The organism is Streptomyces sp. NPDC051976 (genome assembly GCF_040680795.1).
Lineage (GTDB): Bacteria > Actinomycetota > Actinomycetes > Streptomycetales > Streptomycetaceae > Actinacidiphila.
Window position 1 is genome coordinate 91,183 of record NZ_JBFAXL010000006.1, and the last position, 25,324, is coordinate 116,506.

Sequence of the window (25,324 nt, forward strand, 5' to 3'; positions counted from 1 at the left end):
ACGTCGCGACTGCCGCACGCCGGCGCGACCTGGCACTGCGATGGATCAGGAAGGGTGAACGTGACGGACAACCGAGCGGGCGAACCGACGGCTGACGAGCAACGCTCGCAAGGCGAAGGGCCGGGCTCGGTCACCATCGCGTACATCGCGGAAACCGCCGGAGTCTCGATCCCGACCGTGTCGAAAGTGCTCAACCGGCGCACGGGTGTCTCGGACCAGACCCGCGCCAGGGTCGAGGAACTGATCACGCGCTACGGCTACCGCAAGCCGATCGTCAACCGCACCAACGTCGTGGAACTCGTCTTCCGCGAGCTGGAGAGCCTGTGGGCGACGGACGTCATCAGAGGTGTGGAGCGGGTGGCCCGCAAGCACCACTTCGGCGTGACGGTCTCCGAGATCGGCCCTCTCGACCACACGCCGGTGCCCCTGGACGACACGATCAACCGTCGCCCCAACTGCGTCGTGTCGGTCGCCCAGCTGTCGCCGTCCGAACGCGGGCAGCTGAAGGCCAAGGGGATTCCCCTCATCGTCTTCGACCCGATCGACGAACTCCCCGACGACGTGCCCTTCGTGGGCACCACCAACTTCCGTGGCGGCCACGCCGCGACCCGGCACTTGCTGGAGCTGGGGCACGTCCGCATCGCCATGATCAGCGGCCCGGACCACCCCGTCTGCCTGGCCCGCAAGGCGGGCTATCTCTCCGCCCTCGCCGAGGCCGACGTGCCCGCCGACCCGGAGCTGCTGGTCCAAGCCCATCTGATCCGCGACGCCGGGTACGACGCCGCGCGCGGGCTGCTGTCCCGCGCCGACCGGCCCACCGCGATCTTCGCCACCAACGACATGCAGGCGCTGGGCGTCTACCAGGCCGCTCGGGAACTGGGACTGTCCATCCCCGGCGACCTGAGCGTCGTCGGCTTCGACGACCTCCCGATCGTCGCCTGGGTGGATCCTCCGCTGACCACCGTGCACCAGCCGCTGACGGAGATGGCCGTCGCCGCGACGGAGCTGGCCCTCGCGCTGGGCCGTGGCGAGGAGGTGTCGCAGGCCGGCCTGGAGATCGCCACCACGCTCACGGTCCGCGAAAGCACCTCCGCGCCGAAGAGCCGCACCGCCAGGGCGGCGCGAAAGAGCTGAGGCGTCAGCTGGCGGTGAGGCGCCAGAGGTGGTCGGCCGTACCGTTGTCGCCCCACTGGAGTACCTGGGCACCAGAGGAGGTGCTCATGTTGGTGACGCCGAGCAGCAGTCCGCTGTTGTAGTTGGCGAACTTGTACGTGCCCGCGGCAGTGGGGATGAGCTGCCAGAGGTGGTCGGGCGTTCCGTTGTCGCCCCAGATCAGCGCGCTCTGGCCCTGGTCGGTGGAGGCGTTGGTGACGCCCAGCAGCAGCCCGGACCTGACATTGCGGACCTTGTAGAGCCCCGAACCGGCGGCGACGAGTTGCCACGACTGGCCGGTGCCGCCGCCGCTGGTCGCCTGGACGACGAGTGTCCCCGACGCGGTGCCGGCGTTCTGGGTGTCGAGGGCCAGACCGCTGTGGACGTTGGTGAGGCGGTAGGTGCCGGCGAGCGTGGCGGAGGTGCCGGTGGGAGTCACGACGAGGTGGTATCCGTCGGTGCCGTTCGTCGTGACGGGCACCGTGATCGAGCCACCGGTGACCGGGTAGTCCGCTTCCGAGATGGTCAGCGGACCGGCTGACGCCGAGAGGCGACCGGTGTTGGCGGTGTACTCCAGCTTGACGTGGACGGTGCCGCCGAAGGCCGGCAGGGCGTTGAGGCCGTTGACCTTGACGGCGCTGGAGCCGGCCGCGCCACCGAAGACGACTCCTACCTGGGCACCGTCGGACGAGACGTCGGCCGCGCCGTCGATCCCGGTCTGGTTCGGCGGCACGGTCGTGACCATGTTCCCTGTCATGTCGCCGTACCACTTGTAGAGCCAGTAAGCGCCGTTGGGCGCGCCCCCGGTGTCGGTGAGGGTGTCGCCGAGGGTGCCGTAGTGGTTCCAGAAGGCCATCTCGGCGTTGGACACGCCCGCCCGCTCGAACTTGGCGACGTAGCCGACCATGCTGCCGGGGACACCGACCTCGCTCGGCGTGCCGTACTCCTCGATGGAGATCGGCCGGGCGCTGATGCCCAGGCTCGACTCCAGGGAGCGGTAGGCGGCGACGTCGGCGGCGATGTTGGCGTCACCGCCGAGTTCGTGCCAGCTGATGACCTCGGGCACGGCGTGGTGGTCCCGGGCGTAGGTCAGCCAGGGCCTCATCAGGTCGACGTCCCAGTGGCTGAAGCTGGGGCCGACGACTGGGGTGGTGGTCCTGGCGCGCACTTCGCCGTAGGTGCGCACCCATCCGTTGTCGAAGTCGCCGGCCGCCGAAGCGTTCCAGGTCCAGTCCGGCTCGTTCCACAGTTCGTATCCGCTGATGTCGGTGGCACCGGACGCCTTGACCGAGGCGATCTGGGTGTCGACGGCGGACAGCCAGTCGCTCCAGCTCACCCACTTGTAGGGGAAGTTGGGGTACCAGTCGGGCATGCGGACGATCACCTTGGACCCGCCGGCGGCCGCCTTGCGGGCGACGGTGAGGGCGTCACCGGCCGGCCGGGGTTCGCCGTTGGGCAACTGGCGGCCTCCCGGCGCCATCTGGACGTAGGTGTTCGCGTGCAGGGCGGTGGAGACGCTGTCGGCCGGGGTGCTGTCGTCGGCGAGGCCGTAGAGACTTCCGGCGGCGACGTGGGTGACGGGTCGGAAGGGCTGGTCGGCGTTGACCACGAGCGTCGTCGAGGCCGTGGGGGCGGCCTGGGCCGCGGGAGCGGCGAGCAGGGTACTCGCGGCCACGGCGGCGGCGGTGACGGCGGTGAGCACGCCGAGCACCCGCCCTCGTATGCCGCGCCGGGCAGAGCGCCGTTTCTGAGTGGACGTCGGTACGGACATGGGTCCGGTCTCCAGGTGGGGTATGCGGTGTGGGGGGCGTGGTACGCGGGGGGCCGCAGTGCGGCCGGGGGGGGTGGTGCGCCGGTACGGGCGGGCCGGAGCGGGGGGCCGCGCTGCCTGGCCGCGCGGCCCCCGCGGGCAGTCATGTCCCTCAGTCCTTCACGGCGCCGGATGTCACGCCGGCGGCGACATACCGCTGGGCCAGGACCAGGAGCACCGTGGCGGGGATGGACGCGACGACCGCGGTGGCCATGATCGCGTTCCACTCCTGGTTGTTGTTGCCGATGTAGCGGTAGATGCCGAGCGTGATGGGGCGCATGTCGCCCCCGCCGTCCAGGGTGTTGGCGAAGACGAAGTCCGACCACGCCCACAGGAAGCTGAACAGGGCCACCGTCACCACGGCGTTGCGGCTGACCGGCAGCGCGATCGACCGGAAGGTGCGCCAGACGTTCGCTCCGTCGATCCTGGCGGCCGACATCAGTTCTTCGGGGATGCCGGACATGAAGGCCGCGAAGATCATCACGCCGAAGGGGACCGCGAGGGTGGAGTCGGCGACGATCAGTCCCCACCAGGTGTTCATGATCCCGAGGTTGAGGAAGATGCCGTAGAAGCCCATCGCCATGACGATGCCGGGGATCATCTGGGCGACGAGCAGGAGCAGCCCCACCACCCCGGCGCCGCGGGGGCGCAGCTTGGCCAGCGCGTAGCCGGCCGGAGCGGCGAGTGTCAGGGTGGCGGCGACGGTGCCCAGACCGATCAGCAGGCTGACGCCGAGATAGGGCAGCTGGTCGTTCAGGACGGCGCGGTAGCCGGCGAAGGTGGGGTGCAGCGGGATCAGGTCCGGCGGGTCCTTGCGCATGTCCTGTTGCGGTGTCAGGGAGACGTTGACCATCCAGTAGACCGGGAAGAGCATCACCGCGGTCAGCGCGAGGCCGATGGCGGTGTTCCTGCGGGAGCGGGTGATCATGACGTCTGCCTCCTTTGCACGCGGATGTAGACCAGGCCGAAGACCAGGGCGATCAGGATGAGGAAGTTCCCGACGGCCGCTCCTGGGCCGAACTCGGGGAGCAGCGAGCCGAATCCGAGGCGGTAGGACCAGGTGGCGAAGGTCGACGAGGAGTCACCGGGGCCGCCCCTGGTCATGATCCAGATCAGGTCGAAGACCTTGAGGGTGTAGACGAACCCGAGCAGCACGGTGATCGCGGACACGGGCCGGAGCAGCGGGAAGGTGATCCGCCAGAACTGCTGCCAGCCACTCGCCCCGTCCAGCGAGGCGGCTTCGTAGAGTTCGGCGGGGATGTTCTGCAGGCCGCTGTAGAGGATGACGAGGTTGAACGGGATGCCGATCCACACATTGGCGATGATCACCGACGTCAGCGCCCAGGACGGCGAGGTGAGCCAGTCGACCTGGCCGACGCCGACCAGGCCGAGCAGGTAGTTGACCACACCCGACTCGCTGTTGAGCATCCACGACCAGGTCGAGGCCGACACGATGAGCGGCAGCAGCCAGGGAATCAGGAACAGGGCGCGCAGGGTCGGCGCCAGCCGGAAGGCGCGGTTGAAGAAGACCGCGAGTGCGAGGCCGATCGCGTACTGGAAGACGATCGACACCAGTGTGAAGACCATGGTGTTGCGCAGAGCGGTGCCGAACGCCGGGTCGTGGATCACCTGCCGGAAGTTGTCCCAGCCGGAGAACGGCGCCCCACCCTGCACGAAGGATCGGACCGTGTAGTGCCGCAGCGACAGGTCCACGTTGCGGTACAGCGGATAGGCGTAGAAGGCTGCCAGGTAGGCGACGACCGGAGCCAGGAAGGCCCAGGCCGCCCACTGCGAGGTCCGCGGTCCCCGTCGGCGCCGGGGGCTGTGTGCGATACGGCGTCGCTCGCCGGTCGCCTCACGCGCGGTCGACTGCCGTCGGTGGCCGTCGACTTGGGCGGTGGTCATACGTGCTCCTCGTGCGAGGGACGGGATCCGTCGGTCGAGCGGTCAGTTCTTGTGGTTGTCGGCGGCCTTCTGGGCCGCCGCGAGGGCCGACGCGGGGTCCTTGCCACCGGACAGCGCCGCCTGCACCGCCGTCCACAGTTGTTCGGAGATGAAGGGGTACCTGGTGTTGAGGCCGTCGCTGGTCCGGCCGCGCGCGGCGGCCACCGCGTCCACCCACGGCTTGAGCTCGGGAGCCTTGTCGACCTGCTGGGACTGCACGACGCCGGTGGGGCCGATGTAGGACAGCGTGCTGTCGGTGGACAGCAGGTTCGCGTCGGAGGTCAGGCAGGAGACGAGGGCGGCGTCGGTCTTGTAGCGCGCGGAGTCCTTCTGCACCGGCACGGTGGCGAACTCCCCGCCGGTGGGGGCCGGAGCGGCTCCGCCAGCGCGCGCGGGGATACTGATGACGCCGTAGGGGAAGCCCGCCTTCTTGGCGTTGGCGAGCTGCCAGGTGCCGTTCTCCCCGAAGGCGTACTGGCCGGTGGCGAACTCCTGCCAGGAGGTGGTCTGAGTGTTGGACAGCACGTCGTTGGGGGCCAGTCCCGCGGACACCCAGCCCTTCCACAGCGCCAGCGCGGCGGTGCCTTCGGCGCTGTCCAGGTGATTCAGGTCCGCCTTGGCACCCCAGAACCACGGCAGGAACTGGAAGCTGCCCTCCTCGGTGCCGATCGCGGAGAAGGTGATGCCCTTCTTGCCCGCGCCCCTGACCTTCCGCAGCGCGGCGGTCAGTGAGTTCCAGTCCTTGATCGACGCCGGATCGACATGGGCGGCGTCGAGCACCGACTTGTTGTAGTACAGCGCCAGGGTGTTGGCGCCGATCGGTATGCCGTAGGCCGAGCCGTCGACCGTGCCCGCGCCGATGATGTTGGACTGGACCACGTTCGTCGCGACGCCGATGTCGCCCATCTTGTTGAGGATCCCGGCCTGCACGAGCGTGGAGACGACCGGGTTGTCCACGAGCATCACGTCGGGGGCGTTGCCCTGCTGCGCCGCGAGCAGGGCCTTGTTGCCCAGGTCGGTGGTGTCGTACGCGGTGCGCTTGACCGTCACCCCGGCCTTCGTGCCGCACGAGCTGACGAGCCGGGCCCAGCCGGAGGACTTGTCGAACTGCGGGTAGGGGTCCCAGAACGTGAAGGTGCCCGAGGATGCCGACGAGGCGCCGCCGGCGGAGCCCGAGCACGCGCTGACGCCGACGAGGGCGGCGCCGACCGTGACGGCGGCGAGGACGGTGCGAGTGAGTCTCATGAGGTCGTCCTTGTGGTTCGGGGAATCGCGAAGGGAGGATCGGGTGGGGTGCGGCTGAGTGCTGCCCGCGGGTGGCGGCCGGAGGGGGCGCCGGGGACGGTGTCCCCTGGGTTGTCAGGTGGTGGGGAGCCACACGCGCATGGCGCCGTCCGCCCTGTTGGCCCAGGCGTGGTACGGAACGGCGGTGAGCGCGAGGGAGGCGCTGCCACCGGGTGCCCGGCCGGACCGATCAGCGGTCGCGTCCGGGCCCGCGGTCACGTCCCGGTACGGCCACCAGTCGGCGGTGTCCGGAACGTCGCGCCGCCGACCGCTCGCCCGCACGGTGACGACACCGCCGAGCAGGTCGGGACGGTTCTGCTCGGTCAGCGGCACGCTGGTGTCGATGACGATGTCGTCGAGGCCGCCGCCGGGGTGGTCGGCCTGCTCCAGGCAGTACACCAGCGGGCCGCGCTCGATGGCGACGCTGCCGCGGACGGCGTCGACGCGGGGATCCGCCGCGGTGAGACGAGGGGTGACATCGAGGTCGACGACCACCTCGGTGCCCGGGGTCCAGCACCGGTGGAGACGCAGCCAACCGTCCCGCGCGGTCTCCCCGGCAGCCTGGCCGTCGACGCGCACCGCCGTGCGGGCGCTCCACCGCGGGATGCGGAGCGACAGCGTCCAGGGCAGGTCGGCAGGCGACTCGTCCACCGTCACGGTGATCCGGCCCTGGTACGGATAGGGAGTGTTAACGCTCACAACAAGGGCTTCGCCCGCACGCTCTCCGCCGTAGGTGCCGGTGGCGTACTGGTGGAGCTGGACGCCTTCGTCGTCGGTGGTGGCCATGTAGTGCTCCAGGCCGGCCAGTAGCCGCATCACGTTCGGCGGGCAGCAGGCGCAGCGGAACCATCGGGTACGGCGGGCGGACTTGTCGTCCCCCGTGTAGATATGGCCGTCGCGGACCTGGAGGGGGTTCACGTACAGCCAGCGCTCACCGTCGAGGGAGACTCCGGCGAGCAGCCCGTTGTACAGGGTGCGCTCGATGAGGTCGCTGTAGCGTGCCTCACCGGTGAGGAGCGCCATGCGCCAGCCCCACTGCACCGAGGCCACCGCGGCGCAGGTCTCGCAGTAGGCACGTTCGTTGGGCAGCTCGAACGGGTCACCGAACTCCTCCTTGTCGTGGTGGGCCCCGAGCCCTCCGGTGAGGTGGGTCTTTGTCGCCACCATGGCTTCCCACAGCCGGGCGCATGCCTCGCGCAGTGCCGCCTCCCCGGTCTCGGCGGCCAGGTCCGCGGCGGCGGCCAGCAGATAGAGCTGCCGTACGGCATGGCCCTCGACGTTCTCGGCCTCCCGCAGCGGGACGCGGTCCTGGCAGTACGTCTCACGGCCGAACACCCCGTGACCGTGCCGGTCGACGAAGTGGAGGGCCAGCCGCAGATAGCGGCGCTCCCCCGTCTCCCGGAACAACTCGACCAGAGCGGTCTCCACTTCGGGGTGGGCGTCGAAGCCGTCGATCGGCTTGTCCGGCCCGAAGACGGAGTCGATGTTGTCGGCGAACAGCACGGCGACGCGCAGCAGTTCCTCGCGGCCGGTCGCGCGGTGGTGTGCCACGGCGGCCTGGATGAGGTGGCCGGCGCAGTACAACTCGTGGCCCCAGCGCAGGTCTTGGTAAGCCCGGCCGTCCTTGGTGACCTGGAACCAGGTGTTGAGGTAGCCGTCGGGCCGCTGGGCTTCGGCGACGAGGCCGATGATGCGGTCGACGTCCTCGCCGAGCTGCTTCGCGGCGGCGCCGTCGCCTTCGCCCGCCCGCTCCGCCTGGGCGAGCTGCCAGGAGGCGGCCTCCAGCCACTTGTAGACGTCGGAGTCCATGAACGGGTAGTCGCCCTGATAGGCGCCGGTCGCCGTGCCGGCCGCCAGCCGCAGATCGTGCAGGTTTCCCGCGGCTTCCAGGAGATCGGGGCCCTGGGGAATGCCGACGCGCGCGTTGGCCTCCCGGCGCCGGCCCCAGAAGCCGCCGCGGACGGACGCGACGGGGGCCGGCCGCAGGGCGGTCGAGGCGGCCGGCGTCAGCCGGACGGGGCCGACCGCTGCGAGCGGAGGCGGTTGCCGCCTCGGAGGGTGCTGGGACATCGGTCTCCCCGGGGATTCTTGATCGGGTGGGCCGGAGGTCGGCGCCGGACAAGGTGTTGCCTTGGGCGCGGACTCCGGCAGGGGGAACGGGTGACGCTCGCCTGCAGAATTGAGCAACGCTTTTCCCATCCGCAACGTAGGGTCACCTCCTCAGGCCAGTCAAGGTAGTTGCAACGTTTTTCGACCTCCGTGCACGTGACATCGATGCCTTCGCACTGGCAGGATGTCGTCTGCGCGACTGTGAGAGCAAAGGATTTCCTGTGCCAGAGACCGACCGCCGACTGCCCCCCGTACGTCCCAAGCTCGCAGAGGTCGCCGAACTGGCCGGTGTCAGCGTCGGGACCGCGTCCAAGGCCATCAGCGGCAACGGCCGAATGCGTCCTGAGACGCGTCAACGGGTACTGGAGGCAGCCCAGCGACTCAACTTCCAGCCGAACGAGCAGGCGCGCAGCCTGCTGGCGGGCCGTAGTTGGACCGTGGGACTGGTCACCACCGACGGAATCGGCAGGTTCAGCACGCCGGTTCTGCTCGGCGCCGAGGACGCCCTGGGCGCCGGCAAGATCTCCGTGCTGCTGTGCGACACCCGCGGCGACGCGATCCGGGAGCAGCACTACGTGCAGACACTGCAAGCCCGCCGGGTCGACGGCATCATCGTCACGGGCCGGCGCACCGACCCCAGGCCACCGCTCGCGGGGCTCAACAACGTGCCGACCGTGTACGCCCTGGCACCGTCGACCGACCCGCATGACATGTCGGTCGTCGCGGACGACGAGGGCGGCGCGCGGTTGGCCGTCGAGCACCTCATCGGAACAGGCCGGCGCCACATCGCCCATGTGACCGGACCGCGGCACCACGCCGCCGCACGCCAGCGCGCCGGGCTCACCGGGGACCTGCTCGACCAGGCGGGGCTCGCGTTGTCCGGCGGCCAGATCTTCTACGGCGACTGGAGCGAGTCCTGGGGCCGCCGGGCGGCGTACACGCTCCTGCGCACCGCCCCCGAGACGGACGCCTTCTTCTGCGGCAACGACCAGATCGCGCGCGGAGTCGCCGACACACTCCGTGAGGAAGGGCGCCGCGTCCCCGAGGACATCGGCATCGTCGGCTACGACAACTGGGACATCATGGCCCTCGCCGCCCGGCCGCCGCTGACCACCATCGACATGGACCTGGGCGAGATCGGCCGGATCGCCGCACTGCGTCTGCTGGAGGCGATCGACGGCGCCGCCACCGCGGGGGTGCGGATCGTTCCCTCCCGGCTGATCATCCGGGAGTCGACATGACGGCGCCGCGTGGGGCCGTACCGCCGGTTGCCCGATGGTACGGTCCCACGCTTTGTGCCGTGCCGCGTTCACGCCGTGGGGGTTCGGGTCGGACGGGCTCGGGGCGTCAGGCCCAGGGGGAGGCGACGACCCAACTCGTGTCGTCGCTCCAGGCGTTGGCGGAGTCCCATGCGTTGGAGCCGCCGTCGTCCGCGATATAGACGGTGTAGTTGTAGTGGCGCAGGAACTTGCTGGTGTAGTTGGCGGACTGGAAGGACAGGCCCTGGCCGTTGTGCCCGGGCTGGGCGCAGAACGTGGCGTCCTGGGCGAACTGCGAGCTGCCGTCGTTGGCGTTCAGCCTGAGCTGGAAGTTGTAGTGGCGCAGATACTGCCCCGAGGCGTTCGCCGACTCGAACGATACGCAGGAGCTGTCGGACAGGCCCGCGTGCACGATCCAGGTCGCGTCACCCTTGTCGGTGGCCGAACTCGAGGAGGAGATCGGCGAGATGACGGCGTTGGCGTCGGTGTCGTCGTGCCGGATGTAGTCGGAGGTGCAGCACGAGGTCGTGGCGCGCAGCGAGATCCGCGAACCGGGCGCGGGGCCGGTCCCCGACGCCGACGTGGCGTAACCGGCCGAGGTGATGTTCGCCTGGACCGCGTTCTCGGTGGCGTCCGAGGGGTAGCCCGAGGTCATCACGCCTTCGTAGAACGTACCGGCGGAACCCTTGCTGTTGTCGCCGCCGATACCGAGGATGATCGCGCCCTCCTTGTGCATCGGGTTGTAGCCCGAGACGTTGGGACGGACACCGCTGTAGAAGGTGGACAGGCCGCCCGACTGCGCGTCGCCGCCGCGGATGGCCCACTGGTTCGCGCCGCCCTTGACCATGGCGGTGAGGTAGCGGTGGTTCACGGTGGGGTCGTTGGCGTTGTAGTGCTGGTTCACGCCGGAGAACAGTCCGTTCTCCAGGTCGGCCATGACCCAGGGGCCGTTGCCGGCGCCGTAGCCCCAGACCTTGATGTTGCCGAAGTAGATGGCCTCCATGTGGCCGTTGCCGGTGTCGTTGTTGCTCGTCTCGGCATTGCCGTAGTCGAAGCAGCAGCCGCCGTTGTAGTGCGTGCCGTCGAGGATCGCGTACATCCCCTCCGGCTGGTCCCCGGTCGCGATGCCGTTGGTGTGGTCGTTGCGGTATCCGGTGCCGGCGGCCACATAGACGCCGTACGCCTTGTGGCCGCCCACGGTGGTGGGCGCCGCGGTCGCGTTCGCGAGATTGTCGGGGCCACCGGCCGCGCCGCCGCCGGGTGCCTGGGTGAGGTGGTTGCCCCGGCCGGACTGGTCGTAGAGGACGGTGATGACACAACTGGTGCTGGCGCAGAAGGAGTCCTGCGCGGCGGCGTTGGCGTAACCCCCCGCGCTCAGGACCCCGATGTCCCGGGTGGCGTTGTCCGAGGAGCGCCTGACCTGGTAGAGCGGGCCGTTGTACGCCGCGTACAGGGCGCGGGTGGTGCTGTGGGCGGCCACGCACGGGGTGCCACCGGCGGCGTAGATGTCACAAGGTCCCTGCGCGGCGGCCTGCGAGGTCTGGGTGCCGCCGAAGAGGACTCCGGCGATGAGGGTGACGGCCGCGGCTGCGGACAGAGCCCATTTTCTGAGGTTGCGCAGTGGTCGGGCGGTTGCGGGTGCGGACACCAAGTCCTCCTTGGGTGTGGGGGGTTACCGGGCAGGGGCCCGGGGCATGGCGAGGAGCGGCCGGACGCCATCGGCGTGGTTCCGGCACGTGTGGGGGTGAGGCGCGGGATCAGCCGCGGCGTGCGACGCTCCTGGCGCGCAGCCGGTCGGCGGTGATGGCCAGGCCGAGGACGCAACCCAGCACGATGTTGGTGTAGTTGGAGTTGATCTGCAGGGTGGTCAGGCCGTTGTTGATGAGTTCGAGAAGGATCGTGCCGGCCACGATGCCCAGGATGCGTCCCTGGCCGCCGATCAGGCTCACACCCCCGATGACGGCGGCGGCGATGGCGGACAGCTCCCAGCCGACGCCGACGCCGCTGGCCGAGCCGACGCCCATGCGTCCGAGCACCATGATTCCGGCGAAGGCGGAGAGCAGGGAGCTGGTGACGTACATCGACACGACGTGGCGGTGGCCCCGGATGCCGGCGAGACGGGCAGCCTCGGGATTGCCGCCGACCGCGTAGACCTGACGGCCGACGTAGGTGCGTTCCAGGAAGAACCAGGCGGCCAGGGCCACCACCGCGAAGATGATCAGGGGCAGCGGGATCTGCGCCACATACGTCTGGCCCAGGTCGCTGAACGTCCCGCCGATGCCGGTGATGGACGTGCCGGAGGTGATGGCGAGGGTGACGCCCTGGGCAACGGTGTAGGTGACGAGGGTGACCACGAAAGGCGGCATCTTCAGGCGGGTGACGGCCAGTCCGTGGATCAGCCCGACCGTTCCCGCGATGGCGAGCGTGACCAGGATCGCCAGGACCGGTGGCAGTCCGGCGCGCACGTTGAACCAGGACATCAGGATGACGCTGGTGCCGAGCAGCGCGCCGACCGACAGGTCGATGCCGCCGGTCAGGATGACCAGGGACTCGCCGATGGCGATCAGCCCGTACTGGGCCAGGTCGAAGCCCATGCCCTGGAGGTTGACCGCGCTGGCGAAGGTGGACTTGTCCAGTGCCAGAGAGACGAAGACCACCACGCAGGCGGCGACGACCCCCACCTCGGGGGTCTCGGCCAGGCGGCGAAGGAGCGGCCTGCGCCTGTCCTGTCCGGCATCCACGTCGGTCCGCGCCGGTGCGGTGCTGGTGTTCATGGGCTTGCCTTCCCTTGCGTGGTCGCACCGGTGGTACTGCCGGCCGCCGCGGTCATGATCACTTCTTTGCTGAACCGGTCGCGCGGGATGTCGGCGACCACCCGGCCGTGCGCCATCACCACGATGCGGTGGCAGATCCACAGCAGCTCCTCCAGCTCGGAGGAGGCCACCAGCACCGCGAGACCGTTCTGTGCCGCGGTGTCGATGAGGTGGTAGATCTCGGCCTTGGCGCCGACGTCGACCCCCCGGGTGGGCTCGTCGAGCAGCAAGAGCTGGGGATCGGCTGCCAGCCAGCGGCCGAAGACCGCCTTCTGCTGGTTGCCGCCGGACAGGTCGCTGATCGGCTGCTCCTGGTTGTGCAGCCGCACCCCGAGGTCCTTGACGATCTTCGCCGCGTGGTCCTTGTCCGCCCGCGGACGGAGCACGCCCTGGTTGCTGATCCGGCGCAGGGTGCTGAGCGTGACGTTCCAGCGCACGGAGTGCACGGGCAGCAGCGACTGGACCTTGCGGTCCTCCGGCACCAGACCGATGCCGGCCTCGACCGCGTCGGCCGGGTGGCGCGGCCGGAAGTCGGCGCCGTCGAAGGTCACCGAGCCGCCCGTCCGGGGCTGGGCCCCCATGACGGTGTGCAGCAGGCGGCTGCGTCCGGAGCCCATCAGGCCGGCGACGCCGACGATCTCTCCCGCCCGTACATCGAGGTCGACCGGCCCGAGTCCGTCCGCGGTCAGGTCGCGTACGGACAGGGTGGTGGTCCGTTCCACCGAGGTGGGCGGGGTCAGGTCGGCGCGGGCGAGCTCGCTGCCGACCATCTCGCGGATCATGCGTTCCTCGGTCGCCTCGGCCGGTGTCAGGTCGGCCACCATCCGGCCGCTGCGCAGCACCACCACACGGTCGGCGATCGCCTGGACCTCGTCCAGGCGGTGCCCGATGAACAGCACCGCTCCCCCGGCCGCGGCGTGCGCGCGGGCCAGGTCGAGCACCCGCTCGGCCTCCACCGGGCCGAGCGAGGACGTCGGCTCGTCGAGGATCAGCACGACCGGGCGGTGGCCCCACGCCTTGGCGATCTCGATCATCTGCCGGACCGGCACCGGGAATCGCTCCACGGGCCGGTCGACATCGACGTTCCTCACGCCCACTTCCGCCAGCAGCGCCCGCGCCTCCGCCCGGGTGCCGGAACGGTCGAAGATCACGCGCCGCAGCCGTGCCTGCCCGGTCCGTGCCGGGTGGCGGCCGAGCAGCAGGTTCTCCGCCACGCTCAACTGGCCGACCAGCGGGAACTCCTGGGCGACCAGTGCCACCCCCAACGCCCTGGAGTGGTCGGGGCGCCCGGCCTGGAGCCGCTGCCCCGCGATGTCGATGGTGCCGGTGGTCGGGGAGACGGTTCCGGAGAGCACGCCCATGAGCGTGGACTTGCCGGCCCCGTTCTCCCCGACCACCGCGACGATCTGACCCCGCGAGAGGTCGAGCCGCGGTATGTCCAGCACCTTCACCGGGCCGTACACCTTGGTGACGTCCCGAAGCGATACGGCGGTGTCGCCGGCGGTCGCGGCACTGGAGTCGGTGGGCAGGTCCATCAGCCGATTCCCAGCGCCTTGAGCTTGGCCTGGTAGTCGGAGAGGTTGCCGCCGGTGACGAGGCCGACTCCGGAGGACAGGGTGGTGCCGTCGGACTCCAGGTAGGGCTTGACCAGGTTGAGTGTGGCGTCCTTGCCCAGCACCTTGAACGCCGCCAGCAGGTAGGCGCCGGTGTAGCCCTGCTGGTAGGGCTCCTGGACGACGGTGGCCTGGATGACGCCGGACTGGATGAACTTCAGGGTCTGCGGGTCGCTGTCGTCCGAGATGATCTTCACCCGGCCCGACTTGCCGGCTGCCTGCACCGCCTGGCCGGCCGAGGGGCCGTCGTAGGAATAGACGCCGTACAGGCCGTTGATGTTGGGGTTGGTCTGGATGGCCGTCTGCGCGTTGGTCAGCGCCTTGGAGGCGTCCATGCCGTCACTGAGCTTCTGCACGACCTTGATGTCGGTGCCCTTGAGCGCGTCCTCGAAGCCCTGGATCCGCTCGACCGCGTTGGACGTGGTGAGCGAGCCGACCAGGACCACGACCTGGCCCTTGCCGCCGAGCGCCTGCTTCATCGCCTCGCCTGCCTTCTGGCCGGCCTGGTAGTTGGGCGTGCCCAGGTAGAGCGCGGCCCCGTCCTCCTTGGGAAGCGGGGAGTCGATGGCCAGGACGGGGATGCCGGCGCCGTTGGCCGACGCGATGGGCGACTTGATGGCGGTGGGGTCGATCGCGGAGACGCTCAGGCCGGTGATGCCCTGGCCGCGCAGCGTCTGGATGATCGACAGCTGCTGGTCCAGCCGGCCGTTGGCGGGGGCCTGGTAGATGCCCTTGATGCCGAGGTCGGACAGCCCCTTGTTGAAGCCGGTCTTGCCGGCGTTCCAGTAGTCCACGGCGACGTTCACCACCATCGCCTCGTGCAGCTTCGACAGGTCCTTGCCCGCCAGCGCCGACTTGAGCGCCGCGTCCAGCTTGGCCAGGTTCGCGTCGTTGAAGGTGATGTCGCCCTGGATGGACACCGCGGGGGATCCGCCGCCGGAGGTGTTCCCCGCGTCCGACGACGGACTGCCCGCCCCGCTCTTGCTGCACGCCGCGGCGCTGACGACCACCGCCACTGCCACGGCGGCAACGCCCAACCGTCCGAATCTCCGGCTACGGGACCGCACTTCACGCATGATCGACTTCCTGTCCAGAAGGGCCTTGCGGCCTGTTAGCGCTCACATCTTGCTGAGCTGAATTGTGTTCCTCACCGAACGACCAGCTACCGAGCCGCACTTCACACGGTCCACCCCGCACCCATCGGACCAGCGGCGTTTCCCTGGGGCCGGGAGTCGAGCCGCGGTGTTCCGTTGCCGCATCGCCGCTTCCTTTCGCAGGTGAACCCGGACAGCGGGCCCACCCCACAGTGCGACGAGGGACTTCCGTAGCCCATGGGACCACTCCCATGCCCGACGCGTACTCCCTCGTCTGGCAGAGATTGTTAGCGCTCACCGCCACGGCGTCAAGGTGTAACACCGAAGAAATACGGACGACGGGCAGGACCGGCCATGGCAGTTGCGGTCGGCGTACCGGCCGATGGACGCGCCGACATAGCGCGCTCGCACGTCCGCGCGGAAGCCGCCCGACGTGCCGAGTCAGCCAGAGGTCGACGGTCCGTCCGTCCGGGAGCGCGCCGGACGGGGTGCGGGAGACGGTAGCCACTCACAGACCCCCGGCGAGCCGGAAGTAGGCCTGGTTCCAGCGGATCTCCTTGGTGAACTGCCGCATGGTGGTGCCCGCGTCGATGAGCAGGAGTTCGGTGCCCAGCATGTCGGCGAGGTCGGTGATCTCCTCGGCACCCACCGCGCTGGACAGCACGGTGTGATGGGGGCCGCCGGCGGTCAGCCATGCCTCGGTGGACGTGGGCAGGTCGGGAGTGGGCCTCCAGACGGCACGGGCGACGGGAAGCCGGGGCAGGGGCTCGGTCGGCGGCACCACCTCGATGCTGTTGGCGACGAGGCGGAAGCGGTCGCCCATGTCGGCCAGGCCGACGACGATCGCGGGTCCTGGGCGGGCATCGAAGACCAGGCGGACCGGGTCCTCGCGACCGCCGATGCCCAGGGGGTGGATCTCGCACGACGGCCGGTCGGCGGCGATGCTGGGGCACACCTCCAGCATGTGCGCGCCGAGGATGAGTTCCTTACCCGGAGTCAGATCGTAGGTGTAGTCCTCCATGAAGGAGGAGCCGCCGGACCGGCCCCCGCCCATGGCCTTGATGGTGTGCAGCAGCGTGGCGGTCTTCCAGTCGCCCTCCCCGCCGAAGCCGTAGCCTTCGGCCATCAGACGCTGCACGGCCAGGCCGGGCAGCTGCCGCATGCCGCCCAGGTCCTCGAAGTTGGTGGTGAAGGCCCCGAAGCCGCCGTCGGTCAGGAAGGTCCGCAGGCCCACCTCGATACGCGCGGCGTAGCGCAGGGACTCGTGCCGCGCGCCGTCGGCGGCCAGTTCGGGCGCCAGCCGGTAGCTGTCCGCGTACTCCTTGACCAGCGCGGTGACCGCGGCCTCGTCGACCGCGCCGACGGCCTCCACCAGATCGTTGACGCCGTAGGTGTTGACGGAGACCCCGAACCGCAGTTGGGCCTCCACCTTGTCGCCTTCGGTGACGGCGACGTCCCTCATGTTGTCGCCGAACCGCGCCACCCGCAGCCGGCGCAGGGCGTCGTGGCCCAGGGCCGCGCGCATCCAGGAGTGGATACGGGGGACGACGGCCGGATCGGAGACATGGCCGGCGACTGTCTTGCGGGCGACGCGCAGCCGGGTCTGAACGTACCCGAACTCGCGGTCGCCGTGGGCGGCCTGGTTGAGGTTCATGAAGTCCATGTCGATCGTGGCCCAGGGCAGTTCCACGTTGGCCTGGGTGTGCAGGTGCAGCAGCGGCTTGCGCAGGGTGTCCAGCCCGGCGATCCACATCTTGGCCGGGGAGAAGGTGTGCATCCACGCGATCACCCCCACACAGGCCGGATCGGAATTGGCCGCGAGCATCGTCCTCACGATGGCGTCCGCATCCGTGAGCACGGGAAGCCAGCGCACCGCCGCCGGCCTGTCGGCGTTCCGGGCGAGCTGGTCACATATGCGCTGGGACTGCTCGGCGACCTGGCGGAGGGTGTCCTCCCCGTACAGACCCTGGCTGCCGGTGAGGAACCACACCTCACGCGCGTCGGGCGATGTCATGCTCTCAGGCTCCTTGTTCGGCGGACGGCGCTGGCTGCCCGTAGACGTTCTGGTAGCGGTCGTAGAGGCGGTCGACGGCGGAGCGGTCCAGGGGCAGGGGTTCGCCGAGCTGCCGGGAGATGTGCACGGTACGGGCCACGTCCTCGCACATCACCGCCGCCTTGACCGCCGCCCGCGCGTCCTTGCCGACGGCGAACACACCGTGGCTGCGCATGAGTACCGCGGGCGAGCGGTGGTCGGCGAGGGTCTCCACGATCCCCTTGCCGATGGAGTCGTCGCCGATCAGCGCGAACGGCCCGACGGGGATCTCGGCGCCGAACTCGTCGGCCATCGCGGTCAGCACGCACGGCACGGGCTCGCCGCGCGCGGCCCACGCACACGCGTACGTCGAGTGCGTGTGCGCCACCCCGCCGACGTCGGGCATGTGCCGGTAGACGTAGGCATGAGCCGCGGTGTCGGACGAGGGTGACAGACCGCCGTCCACCACCCGGCCGTCGAGATCACAGACGATCATGCTCTCCGGCGTCAGCCGGTCGTAGTCGACACCGCTGGGTTTGATCACGAAGAGATCGGCGCCCGGGACGCGGGCGGAGACGTTCCCGGCCGTCCAGACCACGAGGTGGTAGCGGACCAACTCCTGGTGCAGGTCGCTCACCTGCTGCCGGAGGCCCGCGACGGCCGGGGGAAGAGGAGGGGGAAGAGGATGGCTGGGCATAGGCGGACCTCGATGTCGGGGAAGCACGGGGAGGTGCGGACGTATGTCGACGAGAACAAGGTGAGCGCTAACATATGAGGGTGAGCGCTCACAATCGGCCCCCTCACGCCTGGTCGCGAAGGGCGCGCAGCCGGTGCATGACGTCGTTGCCACCGCGGCCGAAGTGGTCGTGCAGCGTCCGGTACTCGGCGTAGAGGCGTTCGTACGCGGCCGCGCGTGCCGGGTCCGGTGTGTAGGCCCGGCGCTGGAGGCGGCCCATCGCCGCGGAGGCGGCGCGGATGTCGGGGTACGCGCCGGCGGCGACCGCGGCATGGATGGCCGCCCCCAACGCCGGCCCCTGCTCGGAGACCAGCAGGTTGACCGGCCGGTTCAGCACGTCGCTGTAGGTCTGCATCAGGAACGGGTTCCGCAGCAGACCGCCCGCGGCGGTGAATTCCGCCACCGGCACGCCGGACCGCTCGAATGCCTCGATGATCGTGCGGGTGCCGTACGCGGTCGCCTCGACCAGGGCGCGGTAGACGTCCTCGGGGCGGGTGTCCAGGGTGAGGCCGACGATCAGCCCCGACAGGTGGTGGTCGACCAGCACCGAACGGTTGCCGCTGTGCCAGTCCAGCGCGAGCAGGCCGTGGCCGCCGACCGGTTGTGCGGCCGCCTTCTCGGTGAGCAGCTCGTGCAGGGAGATGCCACGCCGACGCGCCTCGACGGCGTAGTCGTGCGGCGCGGCGGTCCGCACCGCCCAGGCGAGGATGTCACCGACACCGCTCTGGCCTGCCTCGTACCCCCACAGCCCCGGCACGACGCCGTCCCGCACCACCCCGCACATGCCCGGTACCTCGGCCAGCACGTCGGAGTTCATGATGTGGCAGGTCGAGGTGCCCATGATGGCCAGCATGTGACCCGGGTCGAGGGCCTGGGCGGCGGCACTGGTGACATGGGCGTCGACGTTGCCCACCGCGACGACGGTCCCCTCCGGCAGGCCGGTCAGTGCCGCGGCCACGGCAGTGAGCTTGCCCGCGGGCGCTCCCAGCGGGGACAGCGGGTGGTCGAGCTTCGCGGTGAAGTCGGCGAAGCCGGGATCGAGCGAGGCCAGGAACTCGCGGTGCGGGTAGGCGCCGTCCTGATGGATGCCCTTGTACCCGGCAGTGCAGAGATTGCGGTTCTCCTCCCCCGTGAGCTCCCAGACGATCCAGTCCGCGGCTTCGATCCACCGGTCCGCGGCCTCGTACGCCGCCGGGTCCTCGCGCAGCGTCTGCAGGGCCTTCGCGTACTGCCACTCGCTGGAGATCCGCCCGCCGTAGCGGGCCAGCCAGCCCTGATCCGATTCCTGGGCCCGGCTCACGATCAGGTCGGCCTCGGGCTGCGCGGCGTGGTGGCGCCACAGCTTCGGGTACGCGTGCGGCCGGTCGGTGAAGGCCGGCAGCTCGCACAGCGGAGTGCCGTCGGCGGTCGTGGGAAGTACGGTGCAGGCGGTGAAGTCGGTGGCGATTCCCACGACCTGCTGAGGTCGCACCCCGGCCGCTTCCAGGGCCCGCGGGATCGCGAAGCGCAGCACGTCACGCCAGTCCTGCGGGATCTGCAGCGCCCAGTCCGCGGGCAGCACCCGCCCTCCGGGCAGGGCGCGTTCCACCACGGCGTGGGTGTACTCGTGCACGGCGCTGCCCAGTTCCCTGCCGTCGTCGACGGCGACCACGAGGGCGCGTCCCGACAGCGTCCCGAAGTCGACGCCGATGGTGACATCAGGCAGTGCGGTGGTCATGGTGGTCTCCGTAAAGGGGGAAGAGTCCCGGCGCACCGGAACGAAGAGGCGTCGCGTCAGGACGGCGTACTGCTGCCGCGGACGATCAACCGCGGCTCGATCACGACGCGTTCGGCCTCGCGCGTGACCCCGGACTCCAACTGGCTGATCAGCAGCCGGATACTGGCCTGGCCGACGGCCGCGAAGTCCTGGCGGACGGTGGTCAGCGGCGGAGCGAAGAACTCGGCTTCGGGGATGTCGTCGAAACCGGCGATGGCGACCTGGCCGGGCACGGACAGCCCCGCCTCGCGGAAGGCCCGCATGACGCCGAGCGCCATCTGGTCGTTGGCGACGAACACCGCGGTGACACCGTGCGACTGCCGCCGCGCCGCACCGGCCGCCACCCGCCCCGCCAACTCCTGGCCGGCCCGATACCCCGACAGCGGCGTCCAGTCGCCGATGAGCGGCTCGGGCACCTCGGCCCCGGCTTCCTCGAGGGTCGCCCGCCAGCCGTCGACCCGGGCTCCGGCCTCCAGCCAGTCGGGCGGACCCGCCACGTGCCACACGGTTCGGTGGCCGCCTGCCAACAGGTGACCGGTCACCATGCGAGCACCGAGTTCCTGGTCCACCGAGACCCCGTGTATGGGCAGCGAGTGGCCTCCCTCCACGGTCACCACGGGAAACGGCAGCCGTAGTTCCGACAGCGCCGCGACAGCCGCGCGGTGCGGGACTATCACCACGATGCCCTCCACACCCCAGTCGCTGAGGTGCTCGATCGCCTCCTCCAGCGCCCTGGAGGTGAACTGACGCAGCGTCACCGCGGAGACCATGTAGCCCTCGTCCCGGGCCGCTTCCTCCAGACCGAACAGTGTGCTCGCGGGGCCGAAGAGTGTCGGGTTGCACGCCACCACCCCGAGCGTGAGCGTGCGCCGGGTGACCAGTGCCCGGGCGGAGGAGTTCCGGCGGTATCCCAGCTGCTCGATCGCCCGCTGCACCTCGCTCCGGGTCGACTCCCGGACGTTCGGGTGGTTGCTCAGCACCCTCGAGACGGTCTGGTGGGACACACCCGCGACCTGGGCGACGTCTGCCATGGTGGGAGCACGGTGCGGAGGCCCGGCACCCTCGGCGGTCTGTGACATGACTCTCCGATCCGTAATGCTGGTATTGTTAGCGCTCACAGAGTGGCTAGTCAAGGTGGCGGGCCGTGCGAACCGGCAGATCACGCCGTCGCACCACTGCGCAGCCGCACGGGGTACGGGCCGTACCCGCCAATCGGCAGGCACGGCCCGATGAACTCCCCCTAACTCATCACCCCGTCGCACGCGCAGTCACATGGGAAGACCGACCGGACCCGGCCCTTCAGGACGGCGAGTCATTGATCACGACTCCATACCTGCCCCAGCCGCCGTGCGCCCGCCCGTGCTGCCTGAGCCGGAGCGTGACGGCCTCCCCCGCGCGCCCGGCCATGTCGGCGAGCGACTCCAGGCGGTGCGGGACGGTGGTCAGTACGCACAGCGCGCCGACGGCCGTGCCGCTCCCGTCCAGCAGGGCCACCGCCGTCCAGTTGACGCCGTCCACGACGGTCCCGCGGTCGAAGGCGGCACCTCGCCGCCGGATGGCGGCGGCCTCCCTGGCCCAGAAGCCGGGCAGCGGCTCCGGGACCAGGCCGGCGCGGCCTGCCGCCTGCGCCTTACCCGGCGCGGTGAACCACGGCCAGGTCGCCACGGTCAGCAGTGGGGCCAGCGCGGCGTCCCGGCCGGGCGACCAGTCCAGGATGAGCGTCCGGCCTTCGCGCAGGGTGCTCACCCCCACCGTCGCGCCGGTCGCCGCGACCAGCCGCCGTACCGGCTCCCTGGCCGCCGTCCGCAGACCGGGAGAAGGCTCCCAGCCCCGCCCGAGCCGGAACATCCTCGGACCCACCCGGTAGGCGTCGGCGCGGCGCTCCACCGCGCCCAGCTCGGCCAGTTGCCGCAGCAGCCGGTGAGCCGTGGTCTTGGGCAGTCCGGCGCGCGCCGCGAGGCTGGTCACCCCGGCCTGTCCGGCTTCGTCGAGCGCCGCCATCAGCCGGAAGGCCCCCTCCAGCACGCCCCGCCCGGCAGGACGCCCGTCCGGCCCGGATCCCGCGCCGGGAACTCCGGACCGGCGTCTGTCCACGTCTGTCGTCATCTGCTCCATCGAATCCCCCCGTTGTCGCTACAGGAGAACTGTGGCCGGGAGCGGGCGGGTGGCACCTGAGTAGCGGCTACTCACACGTCTCCCCGGGGGGTGGGGCGGGGAGCCCGCGGCGCTCCCCGCCCCCGGCTCAGAAGCCGACCACCCAGCGCTGGGCGAGCGTGCCGTTGCAGCCGTAGATCTGGAGCGCGAGCCCCTCGGTCGGCGCCGCGCCCGGCACGTCGAGGCAGTAGCCGGTGTCCTTGTTCCCGACCCTGGTCTCCAGGGGCACGACGTTGGGCAGCGAGGTGTTGGCGTTGAAGTCGCTGTTGCTGAAGTTGCACACGTCCTGCAGAACGCGACCGCCGTTGAAGGCGCCGTCCCAGGCCCAGATGCAGTATCCGCTCAGCTGGTTCTCCAGCCGGTAGTGGTTGGTCGCGGTGCGGATGTACTGCCAACCCTGGGCGACGTCGGCGGTGTTGCAGGTGACCTGCACGATGGGCGCGAACAGCGCGGTGGAGCCGCCCTGCGGCTCCAGGCACTTGTTGTCCCCGACGTTCTTGATCGGGTGGAAGAGACCGGTGAAGGGCCGGACGGACGCGGTGGAGGCCGATGCGGTGGAGGTGGACGCCGCCGCCGGCTGCGCCACGGCTCCCGTCGCGGTGGCGGTCAGGAGGAGACCGGCGGCCAGGGTGGTGCCGACGGCGCTTGCGAGCGTGGTGCGTAAGGTGACACTCATGATCTCGACGTACTCCTTCGACGAGTTGCGCTGACAAGGCCGAGCTCGCGGGGGCGCCCCTGCGAGCTCTACGGCAACGAACTATGGAACGCCGGGAAGGCGCTGTCGCGCGGTGTTCCGCTCAGCGGAGCCGCCCGTCGTGCTCCATCGGGTCTTCCCGCGGCGGTCAGTTGGGCGACGGCTGGTCGTCCGGGGCCGGCGCGCCGAGGAAGCGGGGCAGTTGTCCGCGGTTGGTGATGCCGAGCTTGGCGTAGATGTGCTGCAGGTGGTTGTCGACGGTCCGCACCGAGAGGTGGAGGTCCACGGCGATGTCCCTGCTGGAGGTGCCGGCGGCGGCACGCACGGCGACCTCGTGCTCCCGCTCGCTCAGCGATCTGGCGGCCGGTGCGGTGTGCGTGGTGACGAGCAGCGGGGTGCGCACTCCCGGGCAGCGCTCGGTGTACGCCCGCGCGTGGTGGGCGGCGGCGGTGGCCCGGCGGGGGTGGCCGGTGCTCCGCCACACGGCCGCCGCCGCCGATGCGGCTTCGGCGGCGAGCAAGTGCGCGCCCAGGTCCTCCAGTTCACCCGCGACCGCCTGGAGCACGGCCGCGTCGTCCTCGGCGAGGCCGGTCGCCAACCGTATCCGTGCGGCGGCGAAGGGACCGTCGTAGAGCCGGCCCAGGGCGGTGAGCCGGTCGACCACCTCCGCCGCGCCGCCCAGCCGGGCGACGTCCGTCAGCAGCTGCAGCTCCGAGGTGCGGTGACCGGTGCGCCGGGCGTCCCGGGCGGACTCGGTCAGCACGGTGCGGGCCTCCGCCAGGCGTCCCTGGGCGACCAGCAGCCACGCCTGGGCCAGTCCCTCCTCCCCGGCCGCGAAGCCGACCTCGGGACTGTTCCGCATCTCCGCCACCGCCGCCTCGGCCGCCCGCACATCACCGAGGAGCGCCGCGGAGGCGCCGAGTCCGGCCCACGCCTGGCGCAGCGGCGGCAGGAAGCCGTGGGTACGGGCCTGGGCGACCGCCTCGGCGTACCACCGGCGGGCCGCCGCGACGTCCCCGGCCAGCCACTCCACCCGGCCCCGGAACGCCGTCATCCAGATGCGCGGCAGGGCGACGTCGGCGTCGACCAGGCCGGCCAGCGCCACCTCCGAGGTCTCCCGCGCGAGGTTCAGCTGCCCCGCGTCCCCCAGCGCGAAGACCAGCATATTGAGCTGGGAGTACGGGGTGCGGGTCGCCTGACCCTGCTGGGCGAGCAGTTGGTGGGCCGCGTAGACCCGCCAGCCCCACTCGACGGCCTCCTCGACCCGGCCGCCGCAGCACAGGGCCGCGGTCCTGCTGAGCGCGGCGGCCTCCCACACGCCGCTCTCCGGCGACGCGGTGGCGTCCTTCGGGAGCCGGAAGTCGGCCTCGACGTCCGCGAGCAGCTTCGCGCCCTCGGCCGGCCGGCCGGCGGTGGCGAGCATCGCGCCCTTGTTGAGCCGGAGCAGCCGCCGACTCGCCGGGTCGGAAACCAGCGCGAGCGCCGCTTCGTTGACGTCGATCGCCTGCTGGGTCCGGGCCGCGGCCCAGTAGAGGTTGGCAGTGCGCACGATCACCGAGGTGACCCGTTCCCGCTCGCCCACCGCCCGGCTCTCCGCCTCCGCCATCAGCACGTCGGCCCGCTGCCAGCGGGCAAGGTACATCAGCGCCTCGCCGTTCATCAGGCAGGTGCTCGCGGTGCGGTGGCCGTCGGGAAGCGCGCTCAGCAACTCGTCGACCTGCCGGTGGTCGTGGGCCTGCCGCGCGATCATCGCCGCCCGTAGCAGCAGCGCGGGGTCGGCGGTGCCGGTGGCGGCCAGCTGCCGGGCGGCCAGCCGTACGGCGTCGCTGCGCCGGCGGCCCCCGTGGGCCTTGACCTGCTCGATGTGCTGGATCAGCAGTCGGCGCCGCCGCGACCGCGGCACTCCGTCCCGCAGCACCTCCCCGTACAGCGGGTGGGCGAGGGAGACCGTGGTGCGCCGGCCGTCCTGGTGGACGCGGGTGAGGCCGGACTCCTCCAGCTCGACCAGCGCCTCCAGCCCCGCCACCGCCTGGGCGTCGGCGAGCGCGACCGGCTGGCACAGGGCGAGCAGTTCCAGCACCGCCCGGCCCGGGCCGGTCACCGTGGCCAGCCGGGCGGAGATCAGCTCCGCCAGCACGGAGGGGACCGGAGTCGCGTCCTGTGCCAGCGTCCAGATCTCCCCGTCGTGGGTGAGCGTCCCGGCCTCCAGCGCGGCGTGGACCAGTTCCCGCAGGTAGAGGGCGTTGCCCAGGGACGACTCGAAGAACGCCCGCAGCGCCTGCCGGTCGACCGGACCTCCGAGGACCCCGCGCAGCACCCTGTCGGTCTGCTCGGCGTCGAAGGGAGCCAGGTCGATCCGGAGCATCGCGTCGCCCTGGGCCAGGGCGTCGACCGCGTCGCCGAAGGGCGCGCCGGTGCGCACCGTACCGATCAACCGGATCACCCCGGCGTCCAGCAGGTAGTGCAGGAGCACCGTCGAGGCGGTGTCCAGCAGGTGGAGGTCGTCGACGAGCACCACCCACCGGCGGTTCCCCCGCGGCCCCGCCAGGTCGCGGGCGACGGCGGCGAAGCCCCGTACCGGATCGGTGAGGTCCGCCCCGTCCGGCAGCAGATGCGCCACCGCGCCCAGAGGCACGTGGGGACTGCTCCCGGCGGCTATGTGGGTCCCCGTCCAGCGACCACCCACCGTCCGCGACTGGAACTCCTCCGCGAGCCGGGACTTACCCACCCCTGCCGGCCCGAACAGCACCGCCCCGCGAAGCCGCCGGTCAGCCCACGCCTGATCGAACGTCGCCAGCTCGCTGTCCCGGGCCACCAGAGGCCATGTCGTTCCCCCGTCCGAAACTCGCACAACGCCCCCCTCGCGTCGCGTGC

18 protein-coding genes are annotated in these 25,324 nt (G+C 70.8%); 2 read left to right on the forward strand and 16 right to left on the reverse strand.

Annotated elements, in window-relative coordinates:
• The first annotated feature begins 60 nt into the window (after positions 1 to 60).
• Positions 61 to 1,134: a LacI family DNA-binding transcriptional regulator gene (locus AB0M29_RS09150; protein ID WP_365381202.1), complete on the forward strand. Its 1,074-nt coding sequence runs from the start codon at positions 61 to 63 to the stop codon at positions 1,132 to 1,134.
• Between the two features lie 4 nt (positions 1,135 to 1,138).
• Here the strand turns inward: AB0M29_RS09150 and AB0M29_RS09155 are convergent, their stop codons facing one another.
• The 5 genes from AB0M29_RS09155 to AB0M29_RS09175 all read right to left on the reverse strand — a co-directional run bounded on the left by AB0M29_RS09155 (position 1,139) and on the right by AB0M29_RS09175 (position 8,260).
• Positions 1,139 to 2,854, reverse strand: coding sequence for an RICIN domain-containing protein (locus tag AB0M29_RS09155; protein WP_365381205.1), 1,716 nt, complete (start codon positions 2,852 to 2,854; stop codon positions 1,139 to 1,141).
• Positions 2,855 to 3,074: 220 nt separating this feature from the next.
• The gene (locus AB0M29_RS09160) at positions 3,075 to 3,890 is read right to left on the reverse strand and encodes a carbohydrate ABC transporter permease (RefSeq protein WP_365381208.1); all 816 of its coding nucleotides are present in this window, start codon (positions 3,888 to 3,890) and stop codon (positions 3,075 to 3,077) included.
• Entirely contained in the window at positions 3,887 to 4,867 is a 981-nt protein-coding gene (locus tag AB0M29_RS09165; RefSeq protein ID WP_365381210.1) for a sugar ABC transporter permease, read from the reverse strand. The genes AB0M29_RS09160 and AB0M29_RS09165 overlap by 4 nt, the downstream gene beginning before the upstream one ends.
• A 42-nt stretch (positions 4,868 to 4,909) precedes the next feature.
• Positions 4,910 to 6,151, reverse strand: a complete 1,242-nt coding sequence (locus AB0M29_RS09170; protein WP_365381213.1) for an ABC transporter substrate-binding protein — start codon at positions 6,149 to 6,151, stop codon at positions 4,910 to 4,912.
• Between the two features lie 114 nt (positions 6,152 to 6,265).
• On the reverse strand, positions 6,266 to 8,260 hold the full coding sequence (locus AB0M29_RS09175; protein WP_365381216.1) for a beta-L-arabinofuranosidase domain-containing protein: 1,995 nt from the start codon (positions 8,258 to 8,260) through the stop codon (positions 6,266 to 6,268).
• Between the two features lie 260 nt (positions 8,261 to 8,520).
• Here AB0M29_RS09175 and AB0M29_RS09180 point away from each other — a divergent pair, with 260 nt between their 5' ends.
• Positions 8,521 to 9,540 carry a LacI family DNA-binding transcriptional regulator gene (locus AB0M29_RS09180; RefSeq protein ID WP_365381218.1) on the forward strand — a complete coding sequence of 340 codons (1,020 nt, stop codon included), beginning with the start codon at positions 8,521 to 8,523 and terminating at the stop codon, positions 9,538 to 9,540.
• Between the two features lie 106 nt (positions 9,541 to 9,646).
• Here AB0M29_RS09180 and AB0M29_RS09185 read toward each other — a convergent pair whose 3' ends face one another.
• The 11 genes from AB0M29_RS09185 to AB0M29_RS09235 all read right to left on the reverse strand — a co-directional run bounded on the left by AB0M29_RS09185 (position 9,647) and on the right by AB0M29_RS09235 (position 25,301).
• Positions 9,647 to 11,155, reverse strand: coding sequence for an alpha-L-arabinofuranosidase B (locus AB0M29_RS09185; RefSeq protein WP_365381573.1), 1,509 nt, complete (start codon positions 11,153 to 11,155; stop codon positions 9,647 to 9,649).
• 160 nt (positions 11,156 to 11,315) lie between these two features.
• A complete protein-coding gene (locus AB0M29_RS09190) occupies positions 11,316 to 12,332 on the reverse strand; it encodes an ABC transporter permease (RefSeq protein ID WP_365381221.1) in 1,017 nt (338 codons plus the stop codon).
• Positions 12,329 to 13,906: a sugar ABC transporter ATP-binding protein gene (locus AB0M29_RS09195; RefSeq protein ID WP_365381223.1), complete on the reverse strand. Its 1,578-nt coding sequence runs from the start codon at positions 13,904 to 13,906 to the stop codon at positions 12,329 to 12,331. The genes AB0M29_RS09190 and AB0M29_RS09195 overlap by 4 nt, the downstream gene beginning before the upstream one ends.
• Entirely contained in the window at positions 13,906 to 15,021 is a 1,116-nt protein-coding gene (locus AB0M29_RS09200; protein WP_365381226.1) for a substrate-binding domain-containing protein, read from the reverse strand. The genes AB0M29_RS09195 and AB0M29_RS09200 overlap by 1 nt, the downstream gene beginning before the upstream one ends.
• A 565-nt stretch (positions 15,022 to 15,586) precedes the next feature.
• Positions 15,587 to 17,092, reverse strand: a complete 1,506-nt coding sequence (gene araA, locus AB0M29_RS09205; RefSeq protein WP_365381228.1) for an L-arabinose isomerase — start codon at positions 17,090 to 17,092, stop codon at positions 15,587 to 15,589.
• A gap of 4 nt (positions 17,093 to 17,096) precedes the next feature.
• Entirely contained in the window at positions 17,097 to 17,807 is a 711-nt protein-coding gene (locus tag AB0M29_RS09210; RefSeq protein WP_365381231.1) for an L-ribulose-5-phosphate 4-epimerase, read from the reverse strand.
• Between the two features lie 103 nt (positions 17,808 to 17,910).
• Complete coding sequence (gene araB, locus AB0M29_RS09215; RefSeq protein WP_365381234.1) at positions 17,911 to 19,563, reverse strand: ribulokinase; 1,653 nt, start codon at positions 19,561 to 19,563, stop codon at positions 17,911 to 17,913.
• Between the two features lie 56 nt (positions 19,564 to 19,619).
• Positions 19,620 to 20,681 carry a LacI family DNA-binding transcriptional regulator gene (locus AB0M29_RS09220; protein WP_365381237.1) on the reverse strand — a complete coding sequence of 354 codons (1,062 nt, stop codon included), beginning with the start codon at positions 20,679 to 20,681 and terminating at the stop codon, positions 19,620 to 19,622.
• A 220-nt stretch (positions 20,682 to 20,901) separates the two neighbouring features.
• A complete protein-coding gene (locus AB0M29_RS09225; protein WP_365381240.1) occupies positions 20,902 to 21,708 on the reverse strand; it encodes a helix-turn-helix domain-containing protein in 807 nt (268 codons plus the stop codon).
• A 136-nt stretch (positions 21,709 to 21,844) separates the two neighbouring features.
• A complete protein-coding gene (locus tag AB0M29_RS09230; RefSeq protein ID WP_365381242.1) occupies positions 21,845 to 22,432 on the reverse strand; it encodes an RICIN domain-containing protein in 588 nt (195 codons plus the stop codon).
• A gap of 166 nt (positions 22,433 to 22,598) precedes the next feature.
• Entirely contained in the window at positions 22,599 to 25,301 is a 2,703-nt protein-coding gene (locus AB0M29_RS09235; protein WP_365381244.1) for a LuxR C-terminal-related transcriptional regulator, read from the reverse strand.
• Between the last annotated feature and the right edge of the window lie 23 nt (positions 25,302 to 25,324).